Origin of the sequence: Pseudomonas sp. B35(2017), assembly GCF_002113645.1 — a bacterium.
Taxonomy (GTDB): domain Bacteria; phylum Pseudomonadota; class Gammaproteobacteria; order Pseudomonadales; family Pseudomonadaceae; genus Aquipseudomonas; species Aquipseudomonas ekonensis.
Window position 1 is genome coordinate 61,971 of the sequence record NZ_NEIZ01000021.1, and the last position, 19,958, is coordinate 81,928.

Sequence of the window (19,958 nt, forward strand, 5' to 3'; positions counted from 1 at the left end):
TCACTTTGCCGCGCCAGGCGCTTCTGGTATTTGATGGAGGCTTTCCCTCCGGCAAAAGGAATTCGGCATGAGCTATCGCACTTTGGGGCACTCGGGTCTGCAGGTGTCCACCCTCACCCTGGGCACGATGATGTTCGGCGAACAGACCAGCGCGCAAGATTCGCTGCGCATCATCGACAAGGCCTGGGACCAGGGCATCAATTTCATCGACACCGCCGACGTCTACACCAACGGCCGCTCGGAAGAGATCGTCGGCGAGGCCATCGCCCGCCGTCGCCACGAATGGGTGCTGGCGACCAAGGTCGGCTTCGGCCCGACCGAAGGCGTGCCGAACCGCAGCGGCTTGAGCCGCAAGCACCTGTTCAACGGCCTGGAGGCCAGCCTGACCCGGCTCGGCACCGACTACCTCGACATCTATTACCTGCACCGCGAGGACCACAGCACGCCGCTGGAGGTAACGGTTTCGGCCATCGGCGACCTGATCCGCCAGGGCAAGATCCGCTACTGGGGCCTGTCGAACTACCGGGGCTGGCGGATCGCCGAGGTGGTGCGCATCGCCGACAAGCTCGGCGTCGACCGTCCGGTGATCAGCCAGCCGCTGTACAACATCGTCAACCGCCAGGCCGAGACTGAGCAGATCACCGCCGCCCAGGCCTATGGGCTGGGCGTGGTGCCCTACAGCCCGCTGGCCCGTGGCGTGCTCAGCGGCAAATACGCGCCGGACGTCAAACCCGACGCCGACAGCCGCGCCGGCCGCCAGGACAAACGCATCCTGGAGACCGAATGGCGGGTGGAGTCGCTGCGCATCGCCCAGCAGATCCAGCAGTACACCCAGGACCGCGGGGTGGGGATCGTCGAGTTCGCCATCGCCTGGGTGTTGAACAACGGCGCCGTGACCTCCGCCATCGTCGGGCCGCGCACCGAAGCGCAATGGGACGCCTACACCAAGGCCCAGGCGGTGAAGATCACCGCCGAGGACGAGGCGTTCATCGATTCGCTGGTCACGCCGGGGCATGCCTCGACGCCGGGGTTCAACGATGTGAGCCATTTCGTGTCGGGGCGCCGGCTGCGTTCGGCTTGAGGGCTGTTTTGCCTCGACTGAAGCCATCGCCAGCGGGCTGGCTCCTACAGGGATTCAGGTGAATGCAGGTTCTGCGGTCACCTGAAAACAAGGTGGGAGCCAGCCTGCTGGCGATGGCGTCACTGAGGCCGCCCCGGGGCAGGATCACGCCCATCACTCCGCCGGTATTTGTGCTTATCTTCACGATGTGGGAAATATTGAGCACTCGGCCAATATTCAGCACAAAAACCACGTATCCTGCGCGCCCCGTTTGACCTGCAACCCGCGAGGACAGTTTGGCTAAAGGTATCGCTCTCTCGGTGACGGCTTCGACGCTGTTTGCCGTCATGTATTTCTACACCTCGTTGCTCAGCCCCCTGAGCGGCGTGGAAATCTACGGTTGGCGGATGCTGCTGACCGTGCCCTGCATGACCGTGTTCATGCTGCTGTCCGGCGAATGGCGCCGGGTGGCGGAACTGCTGCGCCGGTTGGCTGGGCAGCCGAAGCTGATCGGCGGCCTGGTGCTGTCGTCCGCCCTGCTCGGCGTGCAGCTGTGGCTATTCATGTGGGCGCCGCTCAACGGCTACAGCCTCGATGTGTCGCTGGGCTACTTCCTGCTGCCGCTGGCCTTGGTGCTGACCGGCCGGATCGCCTACGGCGAGAGCCTGTCGTACCTGCAGAAGGTCGCCGTGTTCTTCGCCAGCCTGGGCGTGCTCAACGAGCTGTACCAGGTGGGCGGCTTCTCCTGGGCGACGCTGGTGGTGGTGGTCGGCTATCCGCTGTACTTCGTGCTGCGCAAACGCCTGAAGACGGACAACCTCGGCGGCTTGTGGGTCGACATGACCCTGATGCTGCCCGTGGCCTACTGGTTCGTGCGGGGCGGCGAGCAAGGCTTCGGCGTGTTCGACCAATACCCGACCCTGGCCTGGCTGATCCCCCTGCTCGGCCTGATCAGCGCCTCGGCGCTGGTGGTCTACATCATCGCCAGCCGTCTGCTGCCGTTCAGCCTGTTCGGCCTGCTCAGCTACGTGGAACCGGTGCTGCTGCTGGGCGTGGCGCTGCTGCTGGGCGAAAGCATCAAGTCCGGCGAATGGCTGACCTACATCCCGATCTGGATGGCGGTGATGGTGCTGGTGTTCGAAGGTTTCAAGCACCTGATGCGCCAACGCCGCCCGTAGTCCCCGCACCAAAAACCTGTAGGAACGAGCCTGCTCGCGATGACGTCTTCAGACTCGAAATGGATATCGACCGAACGATCGCAATCGCGAGCAGGCTCGCTCCCGCAAGGGAATGTGAAGGCATGAAAAAGCCCGGCCTGCAGGATTGCAGGCCGGGCTTTTTTGCATCGTTGAAGCTTACTCGGCGGTCAGCACGCCACGACGCACCTGGTCACGCTCGATCGACTCGAACAGCGCCTTGAAGTTGCCCTCGCCGAAGCCATCGTCGCCCTTGCGCTGGATGAATTCGAAGAACACCGGGCCCATCAGGGTTTCCGAGAAGATCTGCAGCAGCAGGCGCTTGTCGTTCGGCTCCGAGGAACCGTCGAGCAGGATGCCCCGTGCCTGCAGCTGGTCGACCGGCTCGCCGTGGTTCGGCAGGCGGCCTTCGAGCATTTCGTAGTAGGTGTCCGGCGGCGCGGTCATGAAGCGCATGCCGATCTTCTTCAGCGCGTCCCAGGTCTTGACCAGGTCGTCGGTGAGGAACGCCACGTGCTGGATGCCCTCGCCGTTGAACTGCATCAGGAACTCTTCGATCTGGCCGGCGCCCTTGGACGACTCTTCGTTGAGCGGGATGCGGATCATGCCGTCCGGAGCGGTCATCGCCTTGGAGGTCAGGCCGGTGTATTCGCCCTTGATGTCGAAGTAGCGGATCTCGCGGAAGTTGAACAGCTTCTCGTAGAAGTTCGCCCAGTAGGCCATGCGGCCGCGGTACACGTTGTGGGTCAGGTGGTCGATGATCTTCAGGCCCGCGCCTTTCGGATGACGGTCGACGCCTTCGAGGAACACGAAGTCGATGTCGTAGATCGAGCTGCCTTCGCCGAAACGGTCGATCAGGTACAGCGGCGCGCCGCCGATGCCTTTGATCGCCGGCAGGTTCAGCTCCATCGGGCCGGTCTCGATGTGGATCGGCTGGGCGCCGAGTTCCAGCGCACGGCTGTAGGCCTTCTGCGAATCCTTGACCCGGAACGCCATGCCGCACACCGACGGACCGTGCTCGGCGGCAAAGTACGAGGCGACGCTGTGGGGTTCGTTGTTGAGGATCAGGTTGATCGCGCCCTGACGGTACAGGTGCACGTTCTTGGAGCGGTGGGTCGCGACCTTGGTGAAGCCCATGATCTCAAAGATCGGCTCCAGGGTGCCGGGCGTCGGCGACGCGAATTCGATGAACTCAAAGCCCATCAGGCCCATTGGGTTTTCGTACAGATCTGCCATGGTAGGCGCCTCATCATTCTTATCAATTAACCAAAGTTAGTTGCCAGTCATGCTGAGGGCGCGGGGCGGTGCGCAGGAGACGCCACGCACGCTGCGGGCGAGGAAGTCACCGTAGATCAGTTGTAACCCGAATATCTTCATTGTCGACCCAAGGCTCTTGCGGGCGAGGCTTCTGCTGCCAGAAGACGATTATTATTGTATGCGTAACCGGATTCTACACAGCGTAAAACGGATTGTCTGCCCTCTCTATAAAATCCGCCTTTTGCGCGTCGCTGCAAAGGGTTTGTTGCACAGGTAGATCCCCGCCAGGATCACCGCCCCGCCCAGGCACATGGCCGGCGTCAGCCGCTCGCCGAGCAACAGGGCACCGAGGATCACCGCCGTCAGCGGGTTGAGGGCGATGAACACGCCGGCGCGCGTCGCGCCGATCTTGCGGATGCCGTCGTAGTAGCCGATGTAGGCCAGCGCCGAACCGAGCACGCCGAGGTAGATCAGGCTCCACCACTGCTCTGCGCCAAGGTCGGCCAGTCTCGCCCAATCCAGTTCTCCGCGCAGGGCCGCCAACGCCCACAACATCCCCGTGCCGAGCAGGATGGAGTAGGTCACCGTCTGCACCGGGCCGAGGCTCTGGCTGAGGCTGCGGGAAAACAGCGAGTACACGCCCCAGCCCAGCACGCAGCCGAAGATCAGCAGATCTCCGATCCAGGCCTGCGGCGATGCCGCCAGCGATTGCGGGTCGCGGCTGACGATCACCGTTACCGCGCCGGCGATGCAGACCGCGATGCCGAGGACTTTCATTCGCCCCAGCCGTTCCTTGAACAGCAGCCAGGACGCCAGGCCGATCACCGCCGGATTCAACGCCACGATCAGCGAGGCCCGCGACGCGTTGATGTATTGCAGGCCGTAAAAGAAACACAGGTTGTAAAGGAAGATCCCGAAGAACCCCAGCACCGTCAGTTGCAGCCATTGCCGGCGGCTCGGCCGGGCCAGCGGGATCCGCGCCAGCCGCAGAAAGACCAGCAGCGCCGCGCTGGCCAGCAGGAACCTGAGGCTGGCGGCAAACATCGGGCTCAGCTGGCCGGCCAGCAGCCGACCGGCCACCCAGGTGCCGCCCCAGACCATGGTGACCAGCGCCAGGTTCACGTACACCGGCACGTCCGAAGGCGCCGGGCGGATTTGCTCATAACCGGACATAACACTCCCGAGACAAAGAGAACGGATGCCGTATCATTTGTTCGATTGTTCATCATCGTAAAATGAGTAAAAGCTCATGACCCTGACTCAACTGGAAATCTTTTCGCGGGTGGCCGAATTGCGCGGATTCACCCTCGCCGCCAATCGCCTGGGCATTTCCCAGTCGGCGGTGTCCCATGCCCTGAAGTCGTTGGAGCAGGAACTGGGCGTCGAACTCTTGCGTCGGCATGCCGCCCAAGTGGAGCTCAGCGACATCGGCGAACAATTGCTGCTGCGCGCCCGGGCCATGCTCGGGCTGGCCGACACCTTGCGTCAGGAGGCGGCCGATGCCCGGGGAATGAAGCGTGGCACGCTGCGCATCGGTTCGTTCGGCCCGACCTCTTCGGTCACGCTGCTGCCCGGCATCCTGGAGGCATACCGCCAGACCCATCCGGGCATCGAGGTGCACATCGAGGAAGGGCCGGACCGACAAGTGATCCAGTGGCTGGAAGAGCGGCGGATCGACATCGGTTTCGTGGTCTTGCCGCAAGAGCGCTTCGACACGTTCCCCCTGATCGAGGACCGGATGGTCGCCCTGCTCCCGGCCGGCCATCCGTTGGCGGCACGGGCGCACGTGAGCCTCAAGGATCTGTGCGACGATCCTTTCGTGCTCACCGAGGCCGGCTCTTCGGAACTGGTCTCGCGCCTTTTCAGCGCGGCCCGCCTGAGCCCCAACATCCGCTACCGCTGTTCGCAACTGCTGAGCACACTCGATGTCGTCGGCCGTGGCGACGCGGTCAGCCTCGTGGCCGAAGGCTCATTGCCGGCGGACACCGCCGGCCGCTACGTGAAACGGCCGTTGTCCCCCGCCGTGCGCCGACAGGTGGGGCTGGCCGTGCTGGACAGCCGCCAGGCGTCGCCCGCCACCCTCGCCTTCATAGCGTCGGCGACCCGGCGACATCGCCCTTGAACGGCACAGGCACCGACAGCCATCTATCATGGGCGTTGACGACTCACTTACCGGAGGGCGCCCTGCATTCAAGGGCGGCTCTCCCCCGCGACAGGATGCCCCCATGCCGCTGACCGCCCGATCCCGCCGCAAGCCCGGCACCCGGATCATCGTGACCCTGCTGTGCGGCTTGCTGCCGATCCTGTCGGGCACCGCCATTCTCTACCTGCAGGCCGAGCGCACCTTGCAGCAGAGCGCGGAGCAGACCGCCGAAGAAGCGCTGCGTCAGTTCGAACTGATGCTCGACAACACGGCCCAGGCCGCCCTCGAACTGCTGCCTCTGGCCGGCCAACCCTGCGACACGGCGCAACTGGCCCTGCGCGAACAGGTCACCCGCCGCCCCTTCGTCCGCTCGACCAACCTTGTGTGGGACGACAACCTTTATTGCAGCTCGCTGTTCGGCCACTTCAAGGAGGCCGTCAACCCCGGCGACTACACCCAGGGCAAACTGTGGCTCATGAACGGCAACCCGGTGACGCCCGACACCGCACTGCTGGTCTATCGGCTGAGCGGAGGCCGGGGCGGCGCACTGACTACGCTGGACGGCTACCACCTGAGCAACATCCTGCGCCTGATCGGGCGGCAGACCCTGCTGCTGTTGCAGGTGGGCAACAACTGGCTGTCCGCCGACGGCAAAGTGCATCAAGGCGCCCTCCCACCGTTGCCGGTGGCGCAAAGCACGCTGAACTCATCGCGCTATGCCTTTTCGGTGTCGGCGGGGTTTCCTGAGGGCAAGGTGTGGCGTTACATGGCGGACGAATACCCGCCCTTGTTCAGCCTGCTGATCTTTTTCGGCGCGGTGTCCGGCGCCATCGGCTACATCGTGCAGAAGCGCTCCACGTCACCGAGCCATGAAATGCTCCGCGCACTGGAAGCCGGAGAGTTCATTCCCTACTTCCAGCCGGTGGTCCACGGCGACAGCAAGCAATGGTCGGGAACCGAAGTGCTGATGCGCTGGAACCACCCGAAAGAAGGCCTGGTCCGCCCCGACCTGTTCATCCCCTTTGCCGAGCATTCAGGCCTGATCGTACCGATGACCCGCTCGCTGATGCAGCAGACCGCCGCCCTGCTGGGGCCGGTTTCGTCTACCTTCGTCACGCCCTTCCACATCGGCATCAACATCAGCGCCAGTCACTGCCAGAACCTGGAACTGGTACAGGACTGCCGCGAATTCCTCGCCGCGTTCGAGCCGGGCAGCATCCACCTGGTGCTGGAGCTCACCGAACGCGAACTGGTCGAGCCCACCGACATCACCCACCGCCTCTTCAGCGAACTGCGCGAAGCGGGCGTGAGGATCGCCATCGACGACTTCGGCACCGGCCATTCGAGCCTGACTTACTTGCGCACGTTCAACGTCGACTTCCTGAAGATCGACCAGAGCTTCGTCGCCATGATCGGTCTCGATGCGTTGTCGCGGCACATCCTGGACAGCATCATCGAACTGTGCGCCAAGCTGGACCTGGGCATCGTCGCCGAAGGCGTGGAGACCGAAGAACAAAGCCAATACCTGACGTTACATCACGTCAACTTCCTGCAAGGCTACCTGTACGGCAAACCCATGCCGGCGACCGAATTCATTAACGCATTAACTCACCGTTAATTAGGCGTTCTCATCCTTCCCCCTGTGGCCTGGCGCACCAATTTGAAACAAAACAACGCGATTGTTACATGAAGAAAAAGTCAGGATTTACTCTTGCGGCATTAACTACTACAATTTTTCTTACCTGTTGCAAGATAGGCAGGTGAGCCAATTATCACCGAGTCGCTTCAAGGCTGACGTCCGAAGGCTTTGTTTGCGGTTGGTATCAGCCAAACACACTATTGGAGTAACGATATTGTCCAGACTCGCTGAATTTCGTGCAGCTGAAAAAGCCCTTCAGGAACAGCTCAAGCAGCTGGAATCGCTGAAGAACGATGCCGGGCTCAAGAAAGAAATCGAATTCGAAGAGAAGCTCCAGGGACTGATGAAAACCTACGGCAAAGGCCTGAAGGACATCATCGCCATCCTCGATCCGAACCCGGCGAAATCCGGCCAGCAAGTGGCCGCAGCACCCAAGACCCGCCGCGCCCGCGTGGTCAAGGTGTACCAAAACCCGCACACCGGCGAACTGATCGAGACCAAAGGCGGCAACCACCGCGGCCTGAAAGCCTGGAAAGAACAGTACGGGGCAGCCACCGTCGATTCCTGGTTGCGCGGCTGATCTTGCGCCAACAGAAAAAGCCCTGCCGATGCAGGGCTTTTTTGTGGACAATATTTAACAAATGCAACGAGCCCCGTCTGAAAAGTTGATCGGCCTTGCGCGAGACGCAGTACGAATTTGCAGCAGAATATTGCCGGCCGGCTCGCAGTTATCTTTGTGCTTAATGCTTTCGGGCATCTATAACGGTGCAGACCGCCCGGTCAGGATTAAAGTTTCAAGCTGTTTCGTATCGACGCTATTTCGTCGGTGCTCTGTTTGAACATCTCGGCCTCTCCCGCATACGAAAGTACATAGGCGTTCTGAGCGTCGAGGGCAGCGACCAATGTTTGCGACAACACGTGCCTGCCGTTTTCAGTGACCGTGCAGGTGGTCTCAAGTGCCGACAGCGAACCCAGGACGGATGAGTGGATCCTGTTGCACACACTCTGGTAGCCGCCCTGGAAGAAGTCCTTCTGCACCGCTTTGCGCATTTCCAGCAGCACCCCTTGCAGGTTGACTTGATGGCCGGTTTCCACTCGGGTCATGGTCAACTCCATCACCATCACCTGATTCCCTTCGGCATCGGTCTTCACCCCGCGCTGACGCGACACCTGCGGCGATGTGTCAGGCAGGGCCTCAACCTGCCAGCCGGCGGGCCAGGCGATCTCCGGCGCCTGGGCCGACGCGCCCGCGGCGCACAACGACAAGCAAAGGAAAACGAACAGCGATTTGAACGGTCGGATCATTCGAAGGACACCGGCAGACTGAGCCGAGCAGTCTGAGCCCAGCCTCCTGGCAGGGCAAGCCTGCACGTGAGGTTTGGCGATGTCCCAAGGCATGCGTATCATTGCGCCATTCACTCGCCCCATTCGTCACGGAGGGCCCATGAGCCTGCACGAACTGAACACTTTCCCTGGCGTGACCGCCACCCCGGACAGCGCAACCCGCAACTTCGTCTTCAACCACACCATGCTGCGCGTAAAGGACATCACCCGGTCGCTGGACTTCTACACCCGCGTGCTCGGTTTCTCGCTGGTGGAAAAGCGCGACTTCCCGGAAGCCGAATTCAGCCTGTACTTCCTCGCGCTGGTCGACAAGGCGCAGATCCCGGCGGACGCCGCAGCCCGCACCGAGTGGATGAAGTCGATCCCCGGCATCCTGGAACTGACCCACAACCACGGCACCGAAAACGACGCGGATTTCGCGTACCACAACGGCAACACCGACCCGCGCGGTTTCGGCCACATCTGCATCTCGGTGCCGGACATCGTCGCCGCCTGCGAGCGCTTCGAGGAACTGGGCTGCGATTTCCAGAAGCGCCTGACCGACGGCCGCATGAAGAGCCTGGCGTTCATCAAGGATCCGGACGGCTACTGGGTCGAAATCATCCAGCCGGCACCGCTGTAAGCAACACCCGAAAACGACAAACCCCATGAGCGATCATGGGGTTTGTCGTTTCAGGCTCAAGGCTTATGCCGGGGCCGACGTGCGAATCAAGTGATCGAACGCGCTCAACGATGCCTTGGCGCCCTCGCCCACCGCGATCACGATCTGCTTGTACGGCACCGTGGTCACGTCGCCGGCGGCGAAGACGCCGTGGATCGAGGTTTCGCCGCGGTTGTCGACAATGATCTCGCCACGCGGCGACAACTCGATGGTGCCCTTGAGCCAGTCGGTGTTGGGCAGCAGACCGATCTGCACGAAGATCCCCTCCAGCTCGACGCTGCGCAACTCATCCGACTGACGATCCTTGTAGCGCAGGCCGTTGACCTTCTGCCCGTCACCGGTGACTTCGGTGGTTTGCGCGCTGGTGATCACGGTCACGTTCGGCAGGCTGTGCAGCTTGCGCTGCAGCACGGCGTCGGCACGCAGCTGCACGTCGAACTCCAGCAAGGTCACGTGGGCCACAATCCCGGCCAGGTCAATGGCCGCTTCCACGCCGGAGTTGCCGCCGCCGATCACCGCCACGCGCTTGCCCTTGAACAGCGGGCCGTCGCAGTGCGGGCAGTACGCCACACCTTTGTTGCGGTATTCCTGCTCGCCCGGCACGTTCATTTCGCGCCAGCGCGCACCGGTCGCCAGGATCACGCTCTTGGCTTTCAGAATCGCGCCGCTGGCGAAACGGACTTCATGCAGCTCGCCGTTCTGGCCCGGGATCAGCTTGTCGGCGCGTTGCAGGTTCATGATGTCCACGTCGTATTGCTTGACGTGCTCTTCCAGCGCCACCGCCAGTTTCGGGCCTTCGGTTTCCTGTACGGAAATGAAGTTCTCGATGGCCATGGTGTCCAGCACCTGACCGCCGAAGCGTTCAGCGGCGACGCCGGTGCGGATGCCTTTGCGGGCTGCGTAGATGGCGGCCGAAGCGCCGGCCGGGCCGCCGCCGACCACCAGCACGTCGAAGGCCTCTTTGGCGCTGATCTTCTCGGCCTGACGCTCGATGGCGCCGGTGTCGAGCTTGGCGAGGATTTCCTCAAGGCCCATGCGGCCCTGACCGAAGTTCTCGCCGTTCAAGTAGATGCTCGGCACGGCCATGATCTTGCGGTCGTTGACTTCGTCCTGGAACAGCGCGCCGTCGATGGCGACATGGCGGATGTTCGGGTTCAGCACGGCCATCAGGTTCAGCGCCTGGACGACGTCCGGGCAGTTCTGGCACGACAGCGAGAAGTAGGTTTCGAAGCTGAATTCGCCCTTGAGCGAACGGATCTGTTCGATCACCTCGGCGCTGGCCTTCGAAGGGTGACCGCCGACCTGCAGCAGGGCCAGCACCAACGAGGTGAATTCGTGGCCCATCGGGATGCCGGCGAAACGCAGACTGATGTCGGCGCCGGGGCGGTTGATCGAGAACGACGGCTTGCGGACATCGTCGCCGCTGTCGATCAGGGTGATTTGGCTCGAAAGACTGGCAACGTCTTTCAGCAGTTCAAGCATTTCACGGGATTTCGCACCGTCGTCGAGAGAAGCGACGATCTCGATCGGCTGGGTGACCCGTTCCAGGTACGATTTCAACTGGGCTTTAAGATTGGCGTCCAACATACGGGCGATCTCCTGAACTTTCTTTGAGGCGAAAAAAAACGCCCGAGCGAATCTCGCCCGGGCGTTTTCATTGGGCGGTGCAGCTTACTTAGGTAGGTGCGGAGTTCCGCCCTGAGTGTTGCGGTGTCACAGGATCAGATCTTGCCGACCAGGTCCAGGGACGGAGCCAGAGTGGCCTCGCCTTCTTTCCACTTGGCCGGGCAGACTTCGCCTGGGTGGGCAGCGACGTATTGAGCGGCCTTGATCTTGCGCAGCAGCTCGGAAGCGTCACGGCCAACGCCGCCGTCGTTCAGTTCAACGATCTTGATCTGGCCTTCAGGGTTGATCACGAAGGTGCCACGATCCGCCAGGCCAGCTTCTTCGATCAGCACGTCGAAGTTGCGGGAGATGACGTGGGTCGGATCGCCGATCATGGTGTACTGGATCTTGCCGATGGCTGGCGAAGTGTTGTGCCAGGCAGCATGGGCGAAATGGGTGTCGGTGGAAACGCTGTAGATCTCTACGCCCAGTTTCTGGAAGGCTGCGTAGTTGTCGGCCAGGTCTTCCAGCTCGGTCGGGCAAACGAAGGTGAAGTCGGCTGGGTAGAAGAACACGACCGACCACTTGCCTTTCAGGTCAGCGTCCGAGACTTGCACGAAGTCGCCGTTTTTGAACGCGGTGGCTTTGAACGGTTTTACTTGGCTGTTGATGATAGGCATTGATGACTCTCCGTCAGGGGTTGTGAACTCGATGGGGTGAATCCTACCCACTCGCTCGACGGATGGCTCATTGGCAAACCTGATGCTGCTGATTTGTTTTCGCTATTAGCTGACTGTATTAATAGAAGAAAACGATATCTAAAGCGACGGCGGCTTATCCGTGATCCGAACCATCCCTTCAAAGGGGCTGGCTTCAACATAGCGCATGGCGGACTTCATATCCTTCCAGCCCACATAGCTCATCAGTGACTTGAGGTCCCAGCCGCTCTGATTCGCCCAGGTCGCGAAACCGCGGCGCAGCGAATGGGTGGTGTAATGCTCGGCCTCGATGCCGGCGCGCTTGAGCGCCTGGCGCAGCAGCGGAATCACGCTGTTGGCGTGCAGCCCCTCCTCGCTCAGATGCCCCCAACGATCCACCCCGCGAAAGACCGGGCCGCGCACCAGGGCTGCCTCGGTGACCCACTCGATGTACGCCTGCACCGGGCACAGCTTGAGCAGTGCCGGCGCCTGATAGGTCTTGCCCAGGTTTTCCCGGTCACCCTTGCTGCGCGGCAGGTACACGGTGATGCCTTTGCCGGCATGGGCCTGGACGTGTTCGACCTCGAGGCGGCACAGCTCGTCGCTGCGAAAGCCGCGCCAGAAGCCCAGCAGAATCAGCGCCCGGTCACGGCAAGCCTTGAGCAACTGCGGCCGGTTCTGTTGCGCCCGGGCTTCGCTGATCTCCTGATCCAGCCAAGCCACCGCCTGCTCCAGGTGTTGCAGCTGCAAAGGCTCGGCCTGTCTCTCCTGGGCCGGGTGCAACGCACGGATGCCTTTGAGCGTCTTGCGCACGAGCGGCGCTTTGGTCGGGTCGGCAAACCCCTGGCTGCTGTGCCATTGCGCCAACGCCGACAGGCGCAGTTTCAGCGTATTGATCGACAACACACCGGCATGGGCCACCAGGTAACGGGCGACGCTTTCCGCCGTCGCGGGCAGGAAACCTCCCCAGGTCACTTCGAAATGAGCGATGGCCGCACGGTAGCTGCGGCGTGTGTTGTCACGAGTGGCGGCTTGCAGATAGCGATCCAGATCGCTCATGGGCGGGTTTCTCATGGGGTGTGTACTGACGGGCTGCGCATAAAACGCGATTCAGCGCTTCACGCGGGATAATACGAGTATATCCCGCCTCTTGAAAATCAAACATTTAAGATTTTTCTTGCCGTGGTACACTGCTATTTTTGTGGCATGTACCACAGTACGTAAAGGTAGGATCACTCATGGCCCGTGGCGGCATCAACAAGGCATTGGTTAAAGCGGCGCGGCAGGCGATTCTGGCTCGCGGAGAACACCCGAGCATCGATGCGGTACGCATTGAAATGGGCAATACCGGCTCAAAAACCACCATCCATCGTTATCTGAAGGAGCTGGATGACGGCCGAGAACCGGTCGAAGTGCCGTCGGAACCCATCGACGACGAACTGACCGCGCTCGTTGCGCGTCTGGCGCAACGCCTGAAAGAACAGGCACAGGAGCCGATCGAACAGGCCCGCGAGGCATTCGAAGAACAGCGCCAGGCGCTGGAGACCGAGCTGAATCAGACGCGCCAGGCGCTCACCCAGCTGGAACAGCAACACGAAATCCAGAGTGCAGCACTCTCCCGCGAATCCGAAGCGCTGACCGACATCCGGTCGATGCTTCAGACGGAACAGACCCGCAACGCCGGCCTGAACCAGGCACTGGCGGATTTTGAATTGCGCCTAAAGGACAAGGACGAGCAGATCCGCTCGCTGGAAGAGAAGCACCTGCACGCCCGCGACGCCCTTGAGCACTACCGCAACGCCATCAAGGAACAACGCGAACAGGAGCAGAGCCGCCACGAAGGGCAAGTGCAGCAGTTGCAGATGGAATTGCGCCAGGCCCAGCAAAGCGCACTGGTGCGTCAGGACGAAATCACCCAACTGCACCGCGACAACGAACGCCTGCTGACCGAAAACCGCGGCTCGTTGCGCGAGCTCAGCCTGTTGCAGGATCAGCTCAAGCACAGCAACCAGCGCCAGGACCAGCTGTTCGAGCAAGCGTCCCGCGCCGACAGCGAACGCACCCTCCTCCAGGAACGCTTGCGCGTCGCCACCCTGGAAAGCCAGACGCTCAAACAGAGCCTCGACGAACAGGCGCAACTCAATCAGGGACTGGAAAAGGAACTGACCCAGGCACAGGCGAGCCTGGAGGACAGCCTGCGCCTGGCCGCCACCGTGGCGGCAGCGGCAGACGCAGCCAAACCGAAAGGCGCTTAAGCGCCGACCGGCGAACGCATGGTGACAAACTCTTCGGCCGCCGTCGGGTGAACCCCGATGGTGTCGTCGAAGTCGCGCTTGGTGGCGCCGGCCTTCAGGGCGATGGCCAACCCCTGCACGATCTCGCCGGCGTCCGGGCCGACCATGTGGCAGCCGAGCACCTTGTCGGTCTTGCCGTCGACCACCAGTTTCATCAGCGTGCGCTCCTGGCAATCGGTCAGGGTCAGCTTCATCGGACGGAAGCGGCTTTCGAAGATCACCACGTCATGCCCGGCGCTCCTCGCCTCCTCCTCCGTCAGACCGACGGTGCCGATGTTCGGCAGGCTGAATACCGCCGTCGGGATCATCTTGTAATCCACCGGACGGTATTGCTCTGGCTTGAACAGGCGCCGCGCCACCGCCATGCCCTCGGCCAGCGCCACAGGCGTCAGCTGCACACGACCGATCACATCGCCCAGGGCGAGAATCGACGGCTCGCTGGTCTGGAACAGCTCATCGACCTTGACGAAACCCTTGTCGTCCAGTGTGACGCCGGTGTTTTCCAGCCCCAGGTTGTCCAGCATCGGACGCCGGCCCGTCGCATAGAACACACAATCGGCTTCCAGGACGCGACCATCCTTGAGGGTGGCCTTCAGACTGCCATCAGATTGCTTTTCGATCCGTTCGATGTCGGCATTGAACTGCAGATCCATCCCGCGCTTGGTCAACTCCTCCTGCAAATGCTTGCGCACCGAACCGTCGAAGCCGCGCAGGAACAGATCGCCGCGGTACAGCAGCGTCGTGTCCGCCCCCAGACCGTGGAAAATGCCGGCGAACTCGACCGCGATGTAGCCACCGCCCACTACCAGCACGCGCTTCGGCAGGTCCTTGAGGAAGAAGGCTTCATTGGAGCTGATTGCATGCTCGCGCCCCGGAATTTCCGGAATCTGCGGCCAGCCACCAGTGGCGATCAGGATGTGCTTCGCCGTGAAACGCTCACCGTTGACCTCGACCTGATGCGGGTCGACGATCTTCGCGTGGCCTTCGTGCAGGGTCACGCCGCTGTTGACCAGCAGGTTGCGGTAGATGCCGTTCAGGCGATTGATCTCGCGGTCCTTGTTGGCGATCAGCGTCGCCCAATCGAAATCGGCCTCGCCCAGATTCCAGCCGAAGCCCGACGATTGCTCGAAGTCTTCGGCGAAATGCGCGCCATAGACCAACAACTTCTTCGGCACGCAGCCGACGTTGACGCAGGTGCCGCCCAGGTAGCGGCTCTCGGCCACGGCGACTTTCGCGCCAAACCCCGCCGCAAAGCGCGCAGCCCTCACACCGCCGGAACCGGCGCCGATCACATAAAGGTCAAAATCGTAGGCCATATCTCTCTCCTTGACAGCTCACCAGCATACCCGCAGTCGTTCATTGGGCAAGCGCTGCCATCCAAATGGGGCCGGAAAATGAAAAAACCACCCGAAGGTGGTTTTTTTCGTGCAGACGCGAACAGACGCTTATCAGTAAGCCTTGCCGGTCTTGTAGAAATTCTCGAAGCAGAAGTTGGTCGCCTCGATGTAGCCTTCGGCGCCGCCGCAGTCGAAACGCTTGCCCTTGAACTTGTAGGCCATGACGCAGCCGTTCTGGGCCTGCTTCATCAGGGCGTCGGTGATCTGGATCTCGCCGCCCTTGCCTGGCTCGGTCTGCTCGATCAGGTCGAAGATGTCCGGGGTCAGGATGTAGCGGCCGATGATCGCCAGGTTGGACGGCGCATCTTCCGGCTTCGGCTTCTCGACCATGCTGTGCACGCGGTAGATGTCGTCACGGATCATCTCGCCGGCAATCACACCGTACTTGTTGGTTTCCTGAGGATCGACTTCCTGGATCGCAACGATGGAGCAGCGGAACTGCTTGTACAGCTTGACCATCTGGGTCAGTACGCCGTCGTCTTCGAGGTTGACGCACAGGTCGTCCGCCAGCACCACGGCGAACGGCTCGTCGCCGATCAGCGGACGGCCGGTCAGGATCGCGTGACCCAGGCCTTTCATTTCGGTCTGACGGGTGTACGAGAAAGAGCACTCGTCCAGCAGGCGGCGGATGCCGACCAGGTATTTTTCCTTGTCGGTGCCCTTGATCTGGTTTTCCAGCTCGTAGCTGATGTCGAAGTGGTCTTCCAAGGCGCGCTTGCCGCGGCCGGTGACGATGGAGATTTCGGTCAGGCCGGCTTCCAGGGCCTCTTCGACGCCGTACTGGATCAGTGGCTTGTTTACCACCGGCAGCATTTCCTTGGGCATGGCTTTAGTCGCTGGCAGGAAGCGAGTACCGTAACCGGCTGCTGGGAACAAGCATTTCTTGATCATATAAGTCCTTGAAAGGGCTGTGTGTACGAGTTTCGGCGCAGTCTAATCAGGCGGCGTGCACCTTACAATGCCCCGCACTGGCTAACCGATGCCAACATAGAGAAATATTCCGGCCGATAGTTCCATAGCCGCTTCAAGACTGCGCGTTGAGCGTAGCTCAAATCAGCCGAGGCGCCGTTTTGCCGGTATCATGGCACCTTTGAACCAGCCGACGAGACAAAGAGATGGCCGCAGCAAAAAGCATCAACGGGTATTTGGTCAGCCAAGCGAAGGACGGCCAGTGGTGGATCAGCAACGCCAAGGGCGAGCAGGTCGTCGGCCCGCTGCCCACCGAGGCGATGGCGTCTGATGTGGCAGCCGTGTTCGAGGACACTCCGCCAGGCCCTAAACGCCGCGGCGACGATCAGGATTGACTTGCATCGAAGTCCCCAGGCCCTGCCGTTGCGCAGGGCTTTTTTGTGCCGCCCCTCGGGGGAAATGGCCAATCGCTATAACCTTTTCGCGCCAACGCTGTCAGATCGTTTGGCCGCCCCTTTTAGCAAGGATGAATGTGTCATGACCGCCCTCTTCAGAACCCTGCCGCTGATCGCCCTGCTGGCCCTGGCCGGTTGCGCCTCCTCGCAGCCCACCTACCTGGACGACGGTGAACAAGGCCTGAGCATCGACTGCTCCGGCGAAGCCAACTCATGGGCCAGTTGCTACGAGAAGGCCGATGACTCCTGCGCCGGCACCGGCTACCGCATCGTCGGCACCGACGGCACGCCCTCCGCCCAGGACAGCGACAAGACCCTGGGGCTCGACGTCGGCAACTACAAGACGCGCAGCGTCGTGGTGGTCTGCAAATAAGCCTACAGGTGGATTTCCGCGAACTTGACTCCCAATCCGCGCACGACGTCGATCAGGTCGTCGAGCCGGCTGAAGGACTCGACCTCATCGTTGTCGTCCACCAGAAAGTAGCTGCGTCCGCCGCTCTTCTTGAAGAACACGATCCACTCCCCCAGGTTCGCCGGGTTCTGGATCACATGGGTGGCAGAGATCAGGCCCTCTGCATGCCGTTCGCGCACTTGTTCCCGCTTCATGCCTCTCTCCAGAAATGACAAAGCCGCCAAGGGTTCCTTGACGGCTTCGATGCCGACCGCCGGCAGTCTATCAGCCCGAGATGCAGGCGTTGGCGGCGTTGCGCACGTCCCGGGGGCGCACAGGGACGTTGGACATGCGCTCGTGCAGCTTGATGCTGCTGCCGCCGGAGCGATCCTCGATGTCGAACACCGCCGCAGGACCTGAAGACAGCTTGCCGGGGACGATCACCCGCACGCCGTCCTTCTGGGGCTCGACCTGCAAGGCGCCACGGGTGTCCGCCAGCTTTTGCGCCAGGCACCCGGCAAATTCATGGGGTTTCTTGCCGGAAATCACGTTCATGGTCGGCAACGTGGCGTCGATCTCCGAAACGCTCGCGCAACCGCTCATTGCCAACACCGCCGGCAGCCAAACCGCACCCCACTTCATACATATCCTCCAATAAAGCCCCTCCGACAGCACGAATGCCGTTTTTCTCCGGGGGCCTGTTGCGTTTATCGCGCATTGCACCGCGAAAATCCGTTTTAAATTGTCAAAGCAGCGCCCGACGGCGGGATAATAACCCGTCCGGGCTGATAAACTGCGCCCCTAGCCCATGCTATCGTTTTGATTTAGCAGAAAAAGCCCTTCTGGAGGCGCCCATGAAATTCATTCACCAGCGCGAGCACCTCAACGAAGACGACATCGTCGTCATCCAGTGCTCGCAGACCTGCAACATCCGCCTGATGAACGACGCCAACTTCCGCAGCTTCAAGAACGGCGGCCGTCACACCTATCACGGCGGCGCCTTCGACAAATTCCCGGCACGCATCACCGCTCCCAGCACCGGCTACTGGAACATCACCATCGACACCGTCAGCCGCCGGGCGATCAGCGTAACCCGCAAGCCGAACCTGACGCATTCGATCAAGATCATCCGCCGCTCCAGCTCCAAACTCAGCTGAGCCGCCCCTTCATTCCTGGACAGGCAGAGACTTCCGTGGCCCAAACGACCAAATACGTCATCAAGTACAAACTCAACGGCGAGCGTCGCTTCGAATTCGCGCAACTGGAAAATGGCACGCCGGACGAGGCCAAGGCCGCCCTGGAGGCCCTGCACGGGCAAAGCGGCGACGTGATCAGCGAGATCAAAGTCAGCAAGGCGCTTTAAGGCGCCGGCGCACATTCGACCGCAAGCAACGGAGTGCTGCGGGACGGGCCTGCGTACAGACTGACCGCCCCGAACTGCGCCAAGGAGCCGGAATGTCGAACCCGCCCACCCCTTCCCCGCTGGATTCGCTCGACTGGCCCGAGCTTGAGCGGCAGCTGGATCAAGACGGCTGCGCCATCATCCGCACGCTGCTGCGCCCCGAGACCTGCGCTCGCCTGAGCGCGCTCTATCCGCAAAGCGAACCGTTCCGCTCGCAGGTCATCATGGCCCGCCACGGTTTCGGGCGCGGCGAATACAAGTACTTCGCCTATCCGCTGCCGCAGCCGGTCGAACGCCTGCGGCGCGCCCTGTATCCGCACCTCGTGCCGCTGGCCAACCGCTGGTGCGAACGCATGGGGCTCACGGAGCGATTTCCGGCCGAGCACGCGCAGTTTCTGGAGCGCTGCCATGCCGCCGGTCAATGTCGTCCTACGCCGCTGTTGCTGCAATACGGCCCGCAGGACTACAACTGCCTGCACCAGGATCTCTACGGCGAGCATGTCTTTCCGCTGCAAGTGGCGATTCTGCTGTCGGAGCCCGGGCAGGATTTCACCGGCGGCGAATTTGTCCTCACCGAGCAACGCCCGCGCATGCAGTCCCGTCCGCAGGTCATGGACCTTAGGCAAGGCGACGCCTTGATCTTCGCCGTCAACCAGCGACCGGTCAAAGGTGTGCGCGGCGACTACCGGGTGACCATGCGTCACGGCGTCAGTCGCCTGCACAGCGGCAGACGGCATACTCTCGGGATCATCTTTCACGACGCGACATGACGGCCATGCAACCGACCACTCTCGACCTGTTCGCCGACACCGAACCGCAACCGCCGCGCACCGAGCAGATCGGCGAGCAGTCGTGGTTGCTGCGGGGGTTCGCCCTGCCCTGTGTCGAACCCTTGCTCGTCGCGCTGGACAGAATCCTCAAGGACGCGCCGCTGCGCCACATGATGACGCCCGGCGGCTTCAGCATGTCCGTGGCGACCAGCAGCTGCGGCGCACTGGGCTGGATCACCGACCGCAGCGGCTATCGCTACTCCCCTGTGGATCCGCTCAGCGGGCAGCCTTGGCCGGCAATGCCGGCGGCGTTCACCGACCTGGCGCACGCAGCGGCCGCAGAGGCGGGATTTGCCGGATTCACGCCTGATTCCTGCCTGATCAACCGCTATATACCCGGTGCGAAGATGTCGTTGCACCAGGACAAAGACGAAAAGGACTACGCCGAACCGATCGTTTCCCTCTCGCTCGGATTGCCAGCGACGTTTCTGTTCGGCGGTTTCGCCCGCGCCGACGGCACCCGGCGCATCCCGCTGCTGCACGGCGACATGGTGATCTGGGGCGGCGTCGACCGGCTGCGCTACCACGGTGTGCTGCCGGTCAAGCCCGGACATCACCCGCGCCTGGGCGAGCAACGGCTGAACCTGACCTTCCGCTGCGCCGGGCCGTCACGCAGAATTTGACCGCAAGCCCCGGAGTGTTGCCGAAAGCCAGGCTGGTTAACCTGAATCAAACAG

23 protein-coding genes are annotated in these 19,958 nt (G+C 62.0%); 13 read left to right on the forward strand and 10 right to left on the reverse strand.

What is annotated here, in order from left to right:
• Window positions 1-67 precede the first annotated feature (67 nt).
• Window positions 68-1,081: an aldo/keto reductase gene (locus CAG41_RS25155; RefSeq protein WP_085633695.1), complete on the forward strand. Its 1,014-nt coding sequence runs from the start codon at window positions 68-70 to the stop codon at window positions 1,079-1,081.
• Window positions 1,082-1,356: 275 nt separating this feature from the next.
• Window positions 1,357-2,238 carry an EamA family transporter RarD gene (gene rarD, locus CAG41_RS25160; protein WP_085707604.1) on the forward strand — a complete coding sequence of 294 codons (882 nt, stop codon included), beginning with the start codon at window positions 1,357-1,359 and terminating at the stop codon, window positions 2,236-2,238.
• Window positions 2,239-2,415: 177 nt separating this feature from the next.
• On the opposite strand, the gene hppD is transcribed toward rarD, so the two are convergent.
• Window positions 2,416-3,492, reverse strand: a complete 1,077-nt coding sequence (gene hppD, locus CAG41_RS25165) for a 4-hydroxyphenylpyruvate dioxygenase (RefSeq protein ID WP_085583888.1) — start codon at window positions 3,490-3,492, stop codon at window positions 2,416-2,418.
• A gap of 246 nt (window positions 3,493-3,738) precedes the next feature.
• The gene (locus CAG41_RS25170; protein WP_085640880.1) at window positions 3,739-4,686 is read right to left on the reverse strand and encodes a DMT family transporter; all 948 of its coding nucleotides are present in this window, start codon (window positions 4,684-4,686) and stop codon (window positions 3,739-3,741) included.
• Window positions 4,687-4,762: 76 nt separating this feature from the next.
• Between CAG41_RS25170 and CAG41_RS25175 the strand changes: the two genes are divergently transcribed.
• The 3 genes from CAG41_RS25175 (at window position 4,763) to CAG41_RS25185 (ending at window position 7,875) form a co-directional block, all read left to right on the forward strand.
• Window positions 4,763-5,635 carry a LysR family transcriptional regulator gene (locus CAG41_RS25175; protein ID WP_085583892.1) on the forward strand — a complete coding sequence of 291 codons (873 nt, stop codon included), beginning with the start codon at window positions 4,763-4,765 and terminating at the stop codon, window positions 5,633-5,635.
• 103 nt (window positions 5,636-5,738) lie between these two features.
• Window positions 5,739-7,274, forward strand: a complete 1,536-nt coding sequence (locus CAG41_RS25180; protein ID WP_085640882.1) for an EAL domain-containing protein — start codon at window positions 5,739-5,741, stop codon at window positions 7,272-7,274.
• A 235-nt stretch (window positions 7,275-7,509) separates the two neighbouring features.
• Complete coding sequence (locus tag CAG41_RS25185; RefSeq protein ID WP_085583896.1) at window positions 7,510-7,875, forward strand: histone-like nucleoid-structuring protein, MvaT/MvaU family; 366 nt, start codon at window positions 7,510-7,512, stop codon at window positions 7,873-7,875.
• A 206-nt stretch (window positions 7,876-8,081) separates the two neighbouring features.
• Here CAG41_RS25185 and CAG41_RS25190 read toward each other — a convergent pair whose 3' ends face one another.
• Window positions 8,082-8,600, reverse strand: coding sequence for a DUF4946 domain-containing protein (locus tag CAG41_RS25190; RefSeq protein WP_085583987.1), 519 nt, complete (start codon window positions 8,598-8,600; stop codon window positions 8,082-8,084).
• A 139-nt stretch (window positions 8,601-8,739) separates the two neighbouring features.
• On the opposite strand from CAG41_RS25190, the gene gloA reads away from it, so the two are divergent.
• A complete protein-coding gene (gene gloA, locus CAG41_RS25195; RefSeq protein ID WP_085583898.1) occupies window positions 8,740-9,261 on the forward strand; it encodes a lactoylglutathione lyase in 522 nt (173 codons plus the stop codon).
• A 63-nt stretch (window positions 9,262-9,324) separates the two neighbouring features.
• Here gloA and ahpF read toward each other — a convergent pair whose 3' ends face one another.
• The 3 genes from ahpF to CAG41_RS25210 form a co-directional block, all read right to left on the reverse strand.
• Window positions 9,325-10,887 carry an alkyl hydroperoxide reductase subunit F gene (gene ahpF / locus CAG41_RS25200; protein WP_085707605.1) on the reverse strand — a complete coding sequence of 521 codons (1,563 nt, stop codon included), beginning with the start codon at window positions 10,885-10,887 and terminating at the stop codon, window positions 9,325-9,327.
• Window positions 10,888-11,021: 134 nt separating this feature from the next.
• The gene (gene ahpC, locus CAG41_RS25205) at window positions 11,022-11,585 is read right to left on the reverse strand and encodes an alkyl hydroperoxide reductase subunit C (RefSeq protein WP_085583902.1); all 564 of its coding nucleotides are present in this window, start codon (window positions 11,583-11,585) and stop codon (window positions 11,022-11,024) included.
• A gap of 138 nt (window positions 11,586-11,723) precedes the next feature.
• Window positions 11,724-12,662, reverse strand: a complete 939-nt coding sequence (locus tag CAG41_RS25210; protein ID WP_139833036.1) for a site-specific integrase — start codon at window positions 12,660-12,662, stop codon at window positions 11,724-11,726.
• Window positions 12,663-12,841: 179 nt separating this feature from the next.
• Between CAG41_RS25210 and CAG41_RS25215 the strand changes: the two genes are divergently transcribed.
• Entirely contained in the window at window positions 12,842-13,858 is a 1,017-nt protein-coding gene (locus CAG41_RS25215; protein ID WP_085707607.1) for a DNA-binding protein, read from the forward strand.
• On the opposite strand, the gene gorA is transcribed toward CAG41_RS25215, so the two are convergent.
• On the reverse strand, window positions 13,855-15,213 hold the full coding sequence (gene gorA, locus CAG41_RS25220) for a glutathione-disulfide reductase (RefSeq protein WP_085640888.1): 1,359 nt from the start codon (window positions 15,211-15,213) through the stop codon (window positions 13,855-13,857). The genes CAG41_RS25215 and gorA overlap by 4 nt on opposite strands.
• A gap of 132 nt (window positions 15,214-15,345) precedes the next feature.
• Window positions 15,346-16,185 carry a UTP--glucose-1-phosphate uridylyltransferase GalU gene (gene galU, locus CAG41_RS25225; RefSeq protein ID WP_085583911.1) on the reverse strand — a complete coding sequence of 280 codons (840 nt, stop codon included), beginning with the start codon at window positions 16,183-16,185 and terminating at the stop codon, window positions 15,346-15,348.
• Between the two features lie 224 nt (window positions 16,186-16,409).
• Here galU and CAG41_RS25230 point away from each other — a divergent pair, with 224 nt between their 5' ends.
• Together CAG41_RS25230 and CAG41_RS25235 are read left to right on the forward strand one after the other, a co-directional pair.
• Entirely contained in the window at window positions 16,410-16,598 is a 189-nt protein-coding gene (locus tag CAG41_RS25230) for a hypothetical protein (RefSeq protein WP_085695252.1), read from the forward strand.
• 142 nt (window positions 16,599-16,740) lie between these two features.
• Window positions 16,741-17,031: a hypothetical protein gene (locus CAG41_RS25235; RefSeq protein WP_085583915.1), complete on the forward strand. Its 291-nt coding sequence runs from the start codon at window positions 16,741-16,743 to the stop codon at window positions 17,029-17,031.
• Window positions 17,032-17,033: 2 nt separating this feature from the next.
• Here the strand turns inward: CAG41_RS25235 and CAG41_RS25240 are convergent, their stop codons facing one another.
• Complete coding sequence (locus CAG41_RS25240) at window positions 17,034-17,264, reverse strand: hypothetical protein (protein WP_085583917.1); 231 nt, start codon at window positions 17,262-17,264, stop codon at window positions 17,034-17,036.
• 70 nt (window positions 17,265-17,334) lie between these two features.
• A complete protein-coding gene (locus tag CAG41_RS25245; RefSeq protein WP_085583919.1) occupies window positions 17,335-17,691 on the reverse strand; it encodes a hypothetical protein in 357 nt (118 codons plus the stop codon).
• Between the two features lie 212 nt (window positions 17,692-17,903).
• On the opposite strand from CAG41_RS25245, the gene CAG41_RS25250 reads away from it, so the two are divergent.
• The 4 genes from CAG41_RS25250 (at window position 17,904) to alkB (ending at window position 19,904) form a co-directional block, all read left to right on the forward strand.
• Window positions 17,904-18,206, forward strand: a complete 303-nt coding sequence (locus CAG41_RS25250) for a DUF1883 domain-containing protein (RefSeq protein ID WP_085583922.1) — start codon at window positions 17,904-17,906, stop codon at window positions 18,204-18,206.
• A gap of 35 nt (window positions 18,207-18,241) precedes the next feature.
• Complete coding sequence (locus tag CAG41_RS28695; protein ID WP_170930059.1) at window positions 18,242-18,412, forward strand: hypothetical protein; 171 nt, start codon at window positions 18,242-18,244, stop codon at window positions 18,410-18,412.
• A gap of 92 nt (window positions 18,413-18,504) precedes the next feature.
• On the forward strand, window positions 18,505-19,221 hold the full coding sequence (locus tag CAG41_RS25255; protein WP_085707608.1) for a 2OG-Fe(II) oxygenase: 717 nt from the start codon (window positions 18,505-18,507) through the stop codon (window positions 19,219-19,221).
• A gap of 5 nt (window positions 19,222-19,226) precedes the next feature.
• The gene (gene alkB / locus CAG41_RS25260; RefSeq protein WP_085640905.1) at window positions 19,227-19,904 is read left to right on the forward strand and encodes a DNA oxidative demethylase AlkB; all 678 of its coding nucleotides are present in this window, start codon (window positions 19,227-19,229) and stop codon (window positions 19,902-19,904) included.
• Window positions 19,905-19,958 lie beyond the last annotated feature (54 nt).